This window comes from Pedobacter sp. KH_004 (genome assembly GCF_057840755.1).
The window spans coordinates 3,820,088-3,833,686 of sequence record NZ_CM174519.1; the positions used below are offsets into that span (position 1 = coordinate 3,820,088).

General features: G+C 37.9%; 11 protein-coding genes and 1 pseudogene. 6 read left to right on the plus strand and 6 right to left on the minus strand.

Annotation, left to right across the window (positions count from 1 at the left end):
• The first annotated feature begins 239 nt into the window (after positions 1–239).
• Positions 240–1,031, plus strand: coding sequence for a hypothetical protein (locus AC3ITD_RS16325; RefSeq protein ID WP_489361310.1), 792 nt, complete (start codon positions 240–242; stop codon positions 1,029–1,031).
• Positions 1,032–1,072: 41 nt separating this feature from the next.
• Here AC3ITD_RS16325 and AC3ITD_RS16330 read toward each other — a convergent pair whose 3' ends face one another.
• Complete coding sequence (locus AC3ITD_RS16330; RefSeq protein ID WP_010599638.1) at positions 1,073–1,264, minus strand: cold-shock protein; 192 nt, start codon at positions 1,262–1,264, stop codon at positions 1,073–1,075.
• A 211-nt stretch (positions 1,265–1,475) separates the two neighbouring features.
• Positions 1,476–1,985, minus strand: coding sequence for a hypothetical protein (locus AC3ITD_RS16335; protein ID WP_489361313.1), 510 nt, complete (start codon positions 1,983–1,985; stop codon positions 1,476–1,478).
• A 432-nt stretch (positions 1,986–2,417) separates the two neighbouring features.
• Between AC3ITD_RS16335 and AC3ITD_RS16340 the strand changes: the two genes are divergently transcribed.
• Positions 2,418–2,765 carry a four-helix bundle copper-binding protein gene (locus AC3ITD_RS16340; RefSeq protein ID WP_056848307.1) on the plus strand — a complete coding sequence of 116 codons (348 nt, stop codon included), beginning with the start codon at positions 2,418–2,420 and terminating at the stop codon, positions 2,763–2,765.
• Positions 2,766–2,988: 223 nt separating this feature from the next.
• Here the strand turns inward: AC3ITD_RS16340 and AC3ITD_RS16345 are convergent.
• The 4 genes and pseudogenes from AC3ITD_RS16345 to AC3ITD_RS16360 form a co-directional block, all read right to left on the minus strand.
• A pseudogene (locus tag AC3ITD_RS16345) lies at positions 2,989–3,710 on the minus strand (transposase).
• A complete protein-coding gene (locus tag AC3ITD_RS16350; RefSeq protein WP_489361316.1) occupies positions 3,601–4,065 on the minus strand; it encodes a hypothetical protein in 465 nt (154 codons plus the stop codon). The pseudogene AC3ITD_RS16345 and the gene AC3ITD_RS16350 overlap by 110 nt, the downstream one beginning before the upstream one ends.
• Before the next feature lie 69 nt (positions 4,066–4,134).
• On the minus strand, positions 4,135–4,380 hold the full coding sequence (locus AC3ITD_RS16355; protein WP_489366694.1) for a transposase: 246 nt from the start codon (positions 4,378–4,380) through the stop codon (positions 4,135–4,137).
• A 202-nt stretch (positions 4,381–4,582) separates the two neighbouring features.
• Entirely contained in the window at positions 4,583–6,136 is a 1,554-nt protein-coding gene (locus AC3ITD_RS16360; RefSeq protein WP_489361318.1) for a trypsin-like peptidase domain-containing protein, read from the minus strand.
• Between the two features lie 397 nt (positions 6,137–6,533).
• Between AC3ITD_RS16360 and dapF the strand changes: the two genes are divergently transcribed.
• The 4 genes from dapF to AC3ITD_RS16380 all read left to right on the plus strand — a co-directional run bounded on the left by dapF (position 6,534) and on the right by AC3ITD_RS16380 (position 13,550).
• On the plus strand, positions 6,534–7,316 hold the full coding sequence (dapF, locus tag AC3ITD_RS16365; protein WP_489361320.1) for a diaminopimelate epimerase: 783 nt from the start codon (positions 6,534–6,536) through the stop codon (positions 7,314–7,316).
• Between the two features lie 422 nt (positions 7,317–7,738).
• Positions 7,739–8,908 carry an efflux RND transporter periplasmic adaptor subunit gene (locus tag AC3ITD_RS16370; RefSeq protein ID WP_056848304.1) on the plus strand — a complete coding sequence of 390 codons (1,170 nt, stop codon included), beginning with the start codon at positions 7,739–7,741 and terminating at the stop codon, positions 8,906–8,908.
• 46 nt (positions 8,909–8,954) lie between these two features.
• On the plus strand, positions 8,955–12,137 hold the full coding sequence (locus AC3ITD_RS16375) for an efflux RND transporter permease subunit (RefSeq protein WP_265798543.1): 3,183 nt from the start codon (positions 8,955–8,957) through the stop codon (positions 12,135–12,137).
• 12 nt (positions 12,138–12,149) lie between these two features.
• Positions 12,150–13,550, plus strand: coding sequence for an efflux transporter outer membrane subunit (locus tag AC3ITD_RS16380; protein WP_265798544.1), 1,401 nt, complete (start codon positions 12,150–12,152; stop codon positions 13,548–13,550).
• The last annotated feature ends 49 nt before the right edge of the window (positions 13,551–13,599 follow it).

The window sequence follows — 13,599 nt, forward strand, 5'->3', positions numbered from 1 at the left end:
CTAGATTCTTATATTCATTCATAAAATGTTTTTTTTATGAAACGTAACGCCATCTTGTTAGCTCCAATTTCTTTGATTCTATTTTCATGCGGAAGCATTAGGAAGTAAACAACGAATCCTCAGGCATTTAAATACAATTATTGTACTCCTACGCGTCCGTACATTAATTCCACTGGATTTTTCAAGGAAAAAACGGCACTGATCTATCTGCTATAGATGCACTTTCTAAACACGATCAATTGCTGTGTCATTTGCTTGGCTTAAGTAATGAGATAAATGCGCTTTCACGCCTGAAAAAAGAAGGGACAAATAATACCGGTTATTTAAGGTTAAAACAAAAAATAAATAGCCGTGTTGGTTTAGCGCAAGCGCAACTAACGGCGGTTACTGCAGAATTTGATTGTGAAGGGGAACGATCTGATATGGCAGCAGACTATCTGAATGGACTAAATAGCAAACGAAATCGGCAGCTCACCGTCGGTTCGGTGGTTATAGGTGCCCTCACTACGGTTGTAAGTGCAGTAGCAAAGAATAATACGCAAACTATTGTGGGCATAGGTGGTGGCTTGGTTAGCGCTGGTCTTGGTGAAATGACAATTAACCCCAAAGGGAAAAAGGTGCGATTTTACCATGGACACAACCTTTTAAGAACCATTTGGCGGGATGGAGAAAAGAATACCGATTACCCGGATTTTGTATGGAAGATGCTCAATGAAAAGCAATTCAGCTCAAGCGGTAACGTGACTTTGATTAATAGTATTAAAAACCGCTGGCTAAAGTTCGAGTTTAATGGGGGCGTAGATATCGATGAAGAAAAATTGCTGTTTGGGGATGGTGGGCTTTACGGAGCTGATGATTTACACACACGCTCAGCGATGATTAACCAATTGCAATCTACCATAAGATCAATCCATCAAGATTTTATCAGCCTAATGAGTTGGTCGATTCGATATAAAAACAATAAGAAAACAATTAATCCTCAAAGATCAACCTACCTTAAGGCAAATTATTTTGCACAAAAAAAGTCCTGATTTTCATCAGGACTTTTTACGATTTATGTGTTCGAGTTTTCTTAAGCTACTTTTACATTTACCGCGTTTAGGCCTTTTCTACCTTCTTCTACATCGTAGTTTACGGTATCATTCTCACGAATGTTGTCAATTAAGCCTGAAGCATGAACAAAAATTTCGGCATCGCCATTAGATGGAGTGATAAATCCGAAACCTTTAGTTTCATTAAAAAATTTTACTGTTCCTTGTTGCATTATATTGTATTTTAATTTGTTTCAAAGATAATGTTAATTACCTATAAATCAATTTTTTATTTTTATTTATTCAAATGAAGCTAATTATATTGATTCATTGCTATTTAAACCCCTATTTAGATGCATTAGGCAATTCAATCATCTCTGAAATTTTCCATTTTCAACATCCATGTCAACTAAAATAGCCTTTCAAATAATCAAATAGTTTGTGTTAACTGTATACCAGTTCATGCTTTTGGATGTAATCAATCCTTACCTTTTCAGTCATTTTGATCTTAAATATAGAATTGGATTTGCCTCCAGTTTCCTCACTCAAAACCAATAGTTCCTTATCAATCTCATGCAATAACATTTTTGGGCTAGTATAGGTTAATGAAACCACGTGAGCAGCCTTGTTTAACAAATCTGAATCTATTATTTCAAGTTCAGCCCATTCAAATTTGATTGCATTTCCATTTTCGTCCTTTAAAATTGGGATTTGATGTCCTAATTTTTCAATAACCTCCATGACCGAATAATGGAGCTTCTGATGCAAATCTTTGGCTTTTTTATTAGCCAAGATCATTTGAGAAAACGTATTTAACCGCTCGCCAGAAGTATATGGTTTAGATTTTTCTTGAAATTCCTTATAGGTATCATGAAAAATTCGTCGTTCGAAATCCGATCGGCACATAAAATTAAAATACTGTTTAGCACTAATGTTGATATAAGCCAAAGCCATAATTATTCGGTTTTAATTCTGGTCAAATGTGAAATCATAAAAATCTGGTTGCTACAAAGAATCCTTAGTGATCGGTACAAGCGAAATTAAATAGCAAAAATGAATTTAAAATGAACTGTCATTAGCTAAAACGAATAATCGTTACTATTCGCTTCAATTATAAAAATAAAAATTCGAAAGCAGGTTTCTATGCCTTTCGGTAAGGATAGTTCTGCCATCCGCTTTACTCACCCGAAAAAACGGGTTCGTGTTCGCTATTGTCAGGTTTAGAAAACATAAAACAATGCCAGAAACAAAAAATGTAAATTACAGATTGGCACTTTCATCACTGCAGGAGCGAATAGACATCCCGTTCTGCTAATCCCAATTTTTATTAAAACTCTTTATATCATCAGGGGTTAATTACATACAATAATAGCTAACCAAAAAAATATGGAAACGAGAAACAACCACGCATTAATTCAGGCCTTATTAGATTGCGCTATGGCATGCGAACATTGCGGTTCTTCAAGCCTGAAGGAAGAGCAAGATATTGCAATGATGGTAGATTGTATTAAATTGAATAGAGATTGTGCAGACATTTGTACTCAGGCAGCAAGATTGCTGCAACGCGATTCAGTTATCGGAAGACAATACCTTTTGTTATGTGAAGAAATTTGTCGTTTATGCGCAGAAGAATGTAGTAACCATGATCATGAACATTGCAGACAATGTGCGGTTGCCTGCGAAGAATGTGCCGATGCCTGTCATGCTAACCACCAACCTATTGAGCAAGATTAATCCCAAAAAAATGTCCCGATGATTAAAGAGGGCACTGAAAAAGTAGACTTAAAATGGTCTAAGAAAAATTAGCGGATGAGTAGATTATAAGATCTCCATCCGCTATTTCCTTTTTGAGTATTTTTATATTTTTTACTAATTCCAATTCATCAAGTTCTCTCGACCAATTTCAGTGTTTTATGACCCCTTTTGGAATGTTTTTTTTGTTAATAATGATCCCGCTTTAGAATTTTAGTATTCTTTTTAGATTTACTACGAATATTGCTAATGCGCCTTGCACTTTCATACTTTCAAGGCCATAGGAATTTGCTCTGTCATATCCATGAACATTTTTCAATTCACTATTTTTCGCCTCAATTTTGTATCTGTGTTTTGACTTTTCCCTGAAGTAATCGCACTGTTGAATATTTCCTGCTCTTTGTGCTCATCTGGTTTTATTACAACCGAGTACGTTCTGCTTTTGGCTTCTGCTTTGTAACAGCCATCCTTTAGCGGGCATACTTTGCATTTGTCGATATCGAAATAATAGGTCATTGCCTGATTTTTCCTGTCTACCTTTTTGCCCTGCACACGTTTGTATATAGCCAGGTGCCCAGCAGGACATACAAACATATCAGCGTATTTATTATAATCGAACTTTTCTTCCTCTTTCCTGTTGCCATGGGTAATGGCAGGGTTCATCCTGGCAACGATCTTAATCTTATTTCCGTTCAAATCCTTAAGCTTGAGGTTTTTCTTGCCGGCATAAGCTGCATCACCTATGATAGTATCAACCTCCATTCCGTTTGACTGCGTCTGGTCCAATAATTTTGGCAGTTCAGGACCATCGCTTTTCTCAGCTGAGGTGACAACAACGGCCGTTATGATACGTTCCTCTGTCATTGCCAAATGAGCTTTGTAACCAAAAAAAACTGCTGTCAGCTGTTTTGTGGCCAACATTGGCATCCATATCTTTGGATATTGCATAGTTCTCCCGGCTATTTTCCACTGTTTCCTTTAAGAGGTTTAGCTTCTCTTTCACAGCAGGAATCTCACTTAATGCTTCATCAGACTTGATAAGTTTTTGTAACTTCCAGTATGCTATTTCTTTAAGGATATCATTTGAATCATTCTTCTCAGGCATCTGACCCTTGAGATCATCCATTAGATACACTGCCTTTCGAAGCAGTTTCGAGCGTTGCCTGAGTACTTCAATAGGGGAATATGGATTTGGATCTGGAAAGTGAATGCGTCGCATCGACAATGATGGACCTGGATTTAATAATGCCTTTTTCCAAGGCCAGGGAAACGGTTTTGCCAATTAGAAGGTTTAAAAGATCCATATCCTTAAGGCGGAGCTTTCTGAACTTGGTCAATAAGCTTGAATTGATCACATCTTCTTCTGGGGACATCTCCAGGAAATATTTGAAGGACATATCATACGGGAACGCTCTACGACATCAACATCTGAAACGGAGAATATGGTTTTCAAAAGCAGGTATTTAAACATGCGTACCGGACTCTCAGCATTACGCCCGTTGTCCGTGCAGTATCTATCCAAAAGCTTATTATATATAAAACCAAAATCTATAAGCTCGTTAATCTTGCGCAGCAGGTTCTCTTTGTGAACAATCAGTTCATAAAGCCTGGAAACTCGCTAAACTGGATTTTTTGTTGTTGAAGAAGCATCTTAAAAGCAGTAATAATATACCTTTAAAATACAAAAAAAGGAGCAGAAAAACTAGTTTTCCACTCCTATATATCCTTTTTAATTAAAGGACTTTTTCAGTGCCCTCTGATTAAATCGGGACATTTTTTTTTGTTTCGTTCTGTCTGAATTATTGAGCTGGGAAACTAAAATTATAAGTTCCTTGTTCGCCCACACCAGAAATACTAATCATATTATTTCTGCCCTGAGGTAGCGCCTTTTGAACATCGGCAACCGAATTTACTGGCTGACCATTCACTTTCGTAATGATTAAACCTTTTTCTACTCCGATATTATCAAATGCTTTACCGGTAACAACCGATGTTACCACTACCCCACTATTAATTCCAAACTTGGTTTTTTGAGCTTGAGTTGCCGGAGCAAATGTTGCACCTAACTTAGAAACCTCTATATTTTTAGTAGCTGCATTATTGGCTGTTAAACCGATGCTAGATTCACCTTTTAAAGTAACCGTTATATCTTTCAAAGAACCATCTCTTAAAACACTTAGCTTCACTTTGTCTCCAGGATTCATACGGCCAATTCTTTCCTGCAAATCAGGAGAATCATTAATAACAACACCATCTACTTTTTTAATGATATCGCCTTTTTTAATTCCCGCGGCAGCGCCACCGCCACCAGCTACCACATCACTTACATACAATCCGCTTACTTCTGATGTTGTAATTCCTTCTGGTTTCTCATCACCACTTAAAGGGTAAAAATTAACACCAATGTATCCACGTTTTACCATTCCATATTTCATAAAATCATCAACGATTTTACGGGCTAAATTTACAGGAATAGCAAAGCCATAACCTTGATTGTATCCACTTTGTGAAGCAATTGCAGAGTTAATGCCTACTAATTCTCCATTTGCATTTACTAACGCTCCTCCACTGTTACCTGGGTTAATGGCCGCATCTGTTTGAATAAAGGATTCGATACTGGTGTTTGCAGGAGCCTGTGGTCTTTTACCCGTACGCTGATATTCGCGGTATTCTTCTTCTGTAATCTCGTTACCTTGTTGCTCACGACCGATAATGCCAATACTTCTATTTTTTGCACTCACGATACCTGCCGTAACTGTTGTCTGTAAATCGAGAGGGAACCCTACTGCCAATACCCATTCTCCTACCTGAACATTATCAGAGTTACCCATTTTCACAACAGGTAAACCAGTAGCATTAACTTTAATTAAAGCCAAATCTGTGTTAGGATCGCGGCCAATCACTTTTGCTTCTACTTTACGTCGGTCAGTCAATACGACCTCAACCTTCGATGCATTTTCTACCACGTGATTATTGGTAACGATATAACCATCCTGACTAATAATTACACCAGAACCTGATGCTGCTCGCGGTTGGCGTTGCATCTGGCGACCGCCGCCTCCAAAGAAATCATCGAACATATCAAATGGCGATGAGTTTCTTGATCCACCACCACTTTTGGCTTCATAAGTTGTTTTAATGTGTACCACTCCTGGTGCAACCGCGGCTGCAGCCTGGGTAAAATCAGCTGTGCCAGCCGATGATACTTTAAGTGGATTATTGGCGAAATATAAATTCTGCTTTTCAGAAATCGTACTGCCAGTCTGATTGCGTTCAAATAATTTGTAACCTCCAATTGCTGCTGCCCCACCTATAAAAGCAGCCAACACCGTAATACCTAATATTTTTTTCATGTGTTTGTATATTGTTTTTTAATGGTCATGAAGCGATCAAAAGCAATTGATTACTTTTTTTATTCGTTTAGCTTTTGATGGTTTCATGTGTTTGTATATTGTTTTTTAAATCCCCTGATTATTACAAGCATTAATGCTAGCTAATTGTTTGCTTATAACATTCGTTGTTATTTGTAATGATTGCAAGAGCAAAATTCACTTTGTTTTAAGCAGATTGCCCCAGCAGTTTTTATCTGCTCAAATTTTCTTTAACAAGTTTATTCAAATTTAATACCATATAAACGATATTTGTATCAGTTAAGCACCACAAGGCATGTTAAAAAATGTTAAAACCTTTAACCCAGGCTTTGCGATTGCTAATTGCATCTCAAATATTGCATAAAAAAATGAAGGTTTCATGAAAATTAATTTCTTTAAATACCAGGGAGCGGGCAATGATTTCATTCTAATAGATCATACCATGAAACAATTAGAAGACATTGATAATGAGTTAATTGAACAACTATGTGATAGAAGATTCGGCATTGGCGCAGATGGATTAATGTTTTTAACGCAACATGATTATTATGATTTTGAAATGCATTATTTCAATGCGGATGGTAAGTTAGGTAGCATGTGCGGTAATGGTGGCAGGTGCATTGTGGCATTTGCCAAACAACTCGGTATTATTCAAAATGAAACGAACTTTTTGGCAGTAGACGGACCGCATTATGCCAGAATTTCAGAATCAGGAGATTGGGTGGAGCTACAAATGATTGATGTTGACAGCATTACCAATGATGGTGAAGCATTTGTTTTAAATACCGGCTCTCCACATTACGTTGCTTTACAAAGTGATTTAAAAAATTTCGATGTTTTTACACAGGGAAAAAACATTAGATACAATGAAGTTTATAGCGAAAAAGGCATCAATGTAAATTTCGTTGAAGATAAAGGCGACCATTTATTTGTGCGAACTTACGAACGTGGCGTAGAAGATGAAACTTATGCCTGCGGTACCGGCGTAACTGCTGTTGCAATGGCTATGGCGAAATACAAAAGTCAAACCGGCCATATCAAAACCAATATAAAAGTTTTGGGTGGAGATATCAAAATCGACTTTGATTACGATGGAAATGCATTTACAAACGTATTTTTATGCGGGCCGGCAAAATTGGTTTTTAAAGGAGAAGTTGGTTAATGCTAATCGATTGATAATAACCTTGCAAACACAAATCTACTCTCATTACAGTAACCCGATTTCTCTAAAGTGTAGATTTCACACTAAGGAAATGAAATAATGACTGTTTTTCTAAACAAAATCTTTAACAATTCTGCTAAGAGAAGAGGCTTATTTAACATCGATTAACATCTGTCTCAAGATATTTACACAATAATTTCGGGAACAAATCAGCGATATCACCCTCGAAAACAAGCATTTAATACCAAAAATAGCCCTTTAGAGATAAAAAATAAATCAATCGATTGATTAAATGACAGAATTTGGACAGACTTAATTTCTTTTAGGCTTTATTTTTGGGCAGAAATCGGCAAGTTGAAAACCACCATTCACTACGCTTTCAGATCCGGAAATTAAAATTTAAATACACACAAAAATAGTCCATGAGAAAAGTAACAACTCTCGTTTTTGGCATGAGCATCGCTATTGTTTTAGCATCATGCGGAAATAATGATGAACAGAAGAAAGCCGCCGCAGCAGCAGCGGCTGGTCCACAAGCCTACCCTGTTTTTACGGTTAACGCACAAACCACAGAACTGAATTCAGATTATCCAGCAACCATCGAAGGGATTCAAAATATCGATATCCGCCCTAAAGTTGATGGTTTCATTCAAAAAATATTGGTAGATGAAGGTGCAGTTGTTAAAAAAGGGCAATTACTTTTCACGATAATGGCACCACAATATGAGCAAGAAGTTAGAACGGCGAGAGCTGCGATTAGCAGTGCAGAGGCTGATGTAAATGCAGCACAACTTCAGGTAAATAAAACTCGCCCTCTAGTGGAAAAAGACATCATCAGCAAATACGACTTAGATGCAGCGCAGCTAACCTTGCAAAGTAGAAAAGCAGCGTTAGCGCAAGCCAGAGCTGCGTTAGCAAATGCTCAGGTAAATTTGGGTTATACTTCTATCACAAGCCCTGTTGATGGCGTGGTTGGTAGCCTTCCTTTCAGAACCGGAAGTTTAGTGAGCAGTTCCAGTACCGAACCTCTTACCACGGTTTCGAACACATCTAAAGTTTATGCCTACTTCTCACTTAATGAAAAACAATTATTAGATTTTTCTAAAACATATAAAGGAAGCACATTGGCACAGCAGATGAAAAACATTCCGGCAGTTAGTTTGGTATTGGCTGATGGAACTGTTTATGCTCAAAATGGTAAAATTGAATCCATCAATGGCCAAATTAATACCGCTACAGGTTCTGCTAGTTTAAGAGCTACATTCCCTAATCCAGTTTCTTTATTAAAAAATGGTGCAAGTGCTTCGGTTCGAGTGCCGCAGAAAGTTGAAAATGCAATTCTTGTTCCTCAAAAATCAACAATCGATTTACAGGGAAAGAAATTTGTTTACGTGTTAGGCGATTCCTCAAAAATTATCAGTACCGAAATCCAGATTATGGACTTAGCTAAAGATAAATTTTATGTGGTAACCAAAGGTTTAAAAGCTGGCGATAAAATCGTTCTGGAAGGGTTTCAATCTTTAAAAGATGGAGCTAAAATTAAACCAGAAGAACAAAGTGCCGATTCAGTTTATGCTGATATAAAAAAATAAAGATATCATCACTGCAGTCATAATATCAGTGTAATCAATATTAAATATGTTTAAGAAATTTATAGAAAGACCGGTACTATCTACGGTTATATCCATTATCATCGTTATTCTCGGTGTTTTAGGTTTAGCTACTTTACCGGTTTCGCAATATCCAGAGATAGCACCGCCTACAGTACAGGTTTCCACTTCGTACCAAGGTGCCAATGCAGATGTGGTAATGAATAGCGTTGTTGTTCCGCTTGAAGAGCAAATTAATGGTGTGGAAGACATGACGTACATGACTTCTAGCGCCAGTAACGATGGTACTGCAACCATCACGGTTAACTTTAAATTGGGCACAAACCCCGATTTGGCAGCAGTAAACGTTCAAAACAGGGTGGCAAGGGCAACCAGTTTATTACCTGCAGAGGTAACCAGGTCAGGTGTAATTACAGCAAAAAGGCAAGCGAGTAACGTTTTGATTTTTGGTTTGTACAGTGATGATCCATCTTATGATCAAAAGTTTTTACAGAATTACGCCAATATCAACATCATTCCGCAAATTAAGCGTATTAATGGTGTTGGTGATGCCAGCGCTTTCGGAACGTTGGATTATACCATGCGTATCTGGCTGAAACCAGATATTATGGCCACTTACGGGTTGGTTCCAAGTGACGTAAATACGGCTTTGGCCGATCAAAACGTGGAAGCCGCTCCAGGGCAATTTGGTGAACAAGGCGATCAGGCTTTTCAATACACACTAAAATATACAGGCCGTTTAAAAGATGAAGCACAATTTGGCAACATCATTATTAAATCGACTGCCAGCGGACAAATTCTTCGCTTAAAAGATATTGCAAGAATTGAATTAGGTGCTCAAAGTTATGCCAGTTCTGTAAAATTTAATGGAAAGCAAGCTTTAGGTATTGCCATTAACCAAACAGCAGGATCGAATGCGAAAGAAGTAATTGAGAACTCCATTAAAACTTTGGATGAAGCTCAAAAATCCTTTCCAAAAGGGGTTCATTACTCAACTTTGGTTAACGTAAATGATTTCCTGGATGCCTCGATTGAAAAAGTAATCCACACGTTGATTGAAGCTTTTATCCTGGTATTCTTGGTGGTATTTATCTTCTTACAAGATTTCCGTTCTACTTTAATTCCGGCGATAAGTGTTCCTGTAGCGATTATTGGAACGTTCTTCTTTTTAAGTTTGTTCGGTTTTACCATTAACTTACTTACCCTATTTGCACTTGTACTCGCCATCGGTATTGTAGTGGATGATGCAATTGTGGTAGTGGAGGCCGTCCACGCCAAGCTTGATGAAGGTTACACGGATGCAAAAAAAGCCACGGTAGATGCCATGGATGATATTAGTGGTGCCATCATTTCCATCACATTGGTAATGGCTGCAGTATTTATCCCGGTAAGTTTTATCCAAGGCTCATCAGGAGTATTTTACAAACAGTTTGGTTTAACACTGGCCATTTCGATTATTTTATCAGCTGTAAATGCGTTAACACTGAGTCCGGCATTATGTGCTTTGTTTTTAAAGCCACACAAAGACGATCATGGGAAAAAGAAAAACTTTTTAGAGCGTTTTTATGCTGCATTTAATACTTCTTTTGATGCCGTTACGGGAAAATATAAAAAATCGGTTAGCTTTCTATCGAGAACAAAATGGCTGGTTGGCGTCGGGATTTTATTTTTCACGGGTCTTTTAATATGGACAATGAATACTACACCAAAAGGTTTTGTGCCGAATGAGGATTTAGGAACGATCATGTCTGATATTTCATTGCCTGCGGGAACTTCTCAAGAGGAAACCAATATTGTGATTGCAAAAATTGATAGCATCGCACATAAAATCCCAGAGATCAAAAACACTTTGAGAGTAGTTGGTCGAAGCATGATTAGTGGTTCTGGAAGTTCGTACGGGATGGTAATTTCTCGATTAACCCCTTGGGATGAACGTAAAGGGCGTGATGTTAAAACCATCATTGGCGAATTATTTGCTAAAACAGCTACGATTAAAGGTGCTAAAATTATTTTCTTTGCACCGCCAACTATTCAGGGTTTTGGTACCAGTGGAGGTTTTGAGTTTCAATTGCAAGATAAAACTGGAGGCGATATTAAGAAGTTTAATGAAGTTGGTAACGGATTTTTAGCGGCTTTAAGTCAGCGTCCGGAAATTCAATATGCTTCTACCTCTTTTAACCCGAATTTCCCGCAATATCAAATCGATGTTAACGTGGCAAAAGTAAAACAAGCAGGATTAAACGTAAGTGATGTTTTGGGCGTAATGCAAGGTTACTATGGTGGGGTTTATGCATCAAATTTTAATAAATTTGGTAAACAATTTAGGGTAATGTATCAGGCGGAAGCGGCGTATCGTTCAAATGAACAAACGTTAACGCGTATTTTTGTTCGAAATCCTTCTGGCCAAATGGCACCAATTTCGGAGTTTATTACCCTTACAAAAGTTTACGGTCCACAAGCAATTTCCCGTTTCAATTTGTTTACATCAATTGCAGTTACAGGGAATCCAAATGCAGGTTATAGTTCCGGCGATGCGCTTGCAGCCGTTCAAGAAGAAGCTGCGAAACATTTACCTGCAGGATATGGATATGAGTTTTCGGGGTTATCTCGTGAAGAGATGAGCAGCGGTAGCCAGACCATATTCATCTTCTTACTGTGCGTAATTTTCGTTTATTTCTTACTGGCAGCCCAATATGAAAGTTATATTTTACCGTTGGCAGTATTAATATCACTCCCAATCGGTTTGGCGGGAACCTTTATTTTCGATAAAATTTTCGGCATCGATAATAACATCTATACTCAAATTACGCTCATTATGCTCGTTGGTTTGTTAGCGAAAAATGCAATTTTGATTGTAGAATATGCGGTGGATAGAAGACGAAAAGGCATGAGCATTGTGAATGCGGCAATTGATGGCGCAACCGCACGTTTACGTCCAATTTTGATGACTTCATTTGCATTTATCCTCGGATTACTCCCACTAATGCTTTCATCAGGTGTTGGTGCATCAGGAAATAAATCAATTGGAACAGGTGCCGTTGGTGGTATGTTAATCGGTACCATTTTCGGTATTTTCGTAATTCCGGCATTGTTCATTGTCTTCCAGTCATTACAAGAAAGGGTAAGCAATAAATCTCCTTTTGACGAAGGGATTGAAAAAGAGCAAACTCCCGAAGAGTACGAATTAGCAACCGCTAGCAGCAAACATTAATTTAATCCGAACATGAAATTCACACATAAGTATTCCTTTTTAATTGGTATTTCCATACTTACCTTAAGTGCCTGCGTGACGCAAAAATACGAACGCCCTCAGGTTAAGAATGAAGATTTATACCGGGATAATAATACAACAGATACAATAACCATGGCAGATTTGCCATGGAAAAGCCTCTTTTCTGATACGACTTTACAGTCGTTGATTCAACAGGGAATCAATCAAAATCTGGATCTTAAACAAGCGATTGAACGGATCAAAATTTCTGAAGCTACTTTACGTCAAAGTCGTGCAGCGTTTCTACCAAGCTTACAAGCTGATGTTTCCGTTACCGATGCAAAACAGTCTCAAGCGGCGCTAAACTTTCCAGCGGGAATTAACATTAACTTAGAAACCCAAACATACAGAGCTGCTTTAAGCACGGCCTGGGAAGCTGATATTTGGGGCAAACTAAGTAGCGCCAAACGTGCTGCCTTTGCAACTTTATTGCAAAGCGATGCGGCAAAACGTGCCGTTCAAACGCAGTTAATAGCCACTATCGCGAATAACTATTATACTTTATTGGCTTTAGATAAACAATTGGCGATTACGGAGCAAACGATTAAAATCAGAACGCAGGATGTAGAAACCATGAAAGCGCTAAAAGAAGGCGCTGTTGTAAATGGTGCGGCTGTAGTTCAAAGTGAGGCCAATCTATATGCCGCTCAGGTAACACTCCCTGATTTAAAAAGAAGCATTAAAGAAGCCGAAAACGCTTTGAGCATTATTTTAGCACAAGCACCCGGAACGATTAATCGCACCAATTTAGATCAGCAAATTCCTTATGCCAATTTGCAAACTGGTGTTTCTGCGCAACTATTACAGAACCGTCCAGACGTTATTGCAGCAGAATTCGGATTTAGATCTGCATTTGAAAATACCAACGTAGCTAAAACTTATTTCTACCCAGCTTTAACATTGACAGCTACAGGTGGCTTAACGAGTTTACAGCTGAGCAATTTTTTCGATAATTCTATATTCTATAATTTAGTTGGAGGATTAACCCAACCCATTTTTGCTAAAGGTGCCAATAAAGCCCGCTTAACAACTGCACAGGCAAATCAACAAATAGCATTTTATGCTTTTCAACAAGCACTTTTAACCGGCGGACAAGAGGTTTCAAACGCTTTATACGCTTACCAGACTGCTGCTGAAAAAGAGGAAACAAGAGCAAAACAGATTGCTTCGTTAACAAAAGCAGTTGATTTTACTAAAGAGTTATTGCGCTACAGTTCAGCAACAAATTATACTGATGTTTTGACTTCAGAACAGAGTTTGTTAACTGCCCAGTTAAGTGGAATAAACGATAGGTTACAAAAACTTCAATCTGTAGTTAATTTATACAGAGCATTAGGTGGCGGTTGGAAATAACCGATTAATTCTGGGTTTAAGAGTTACGAATTTAGATTTTAGAAGTCTG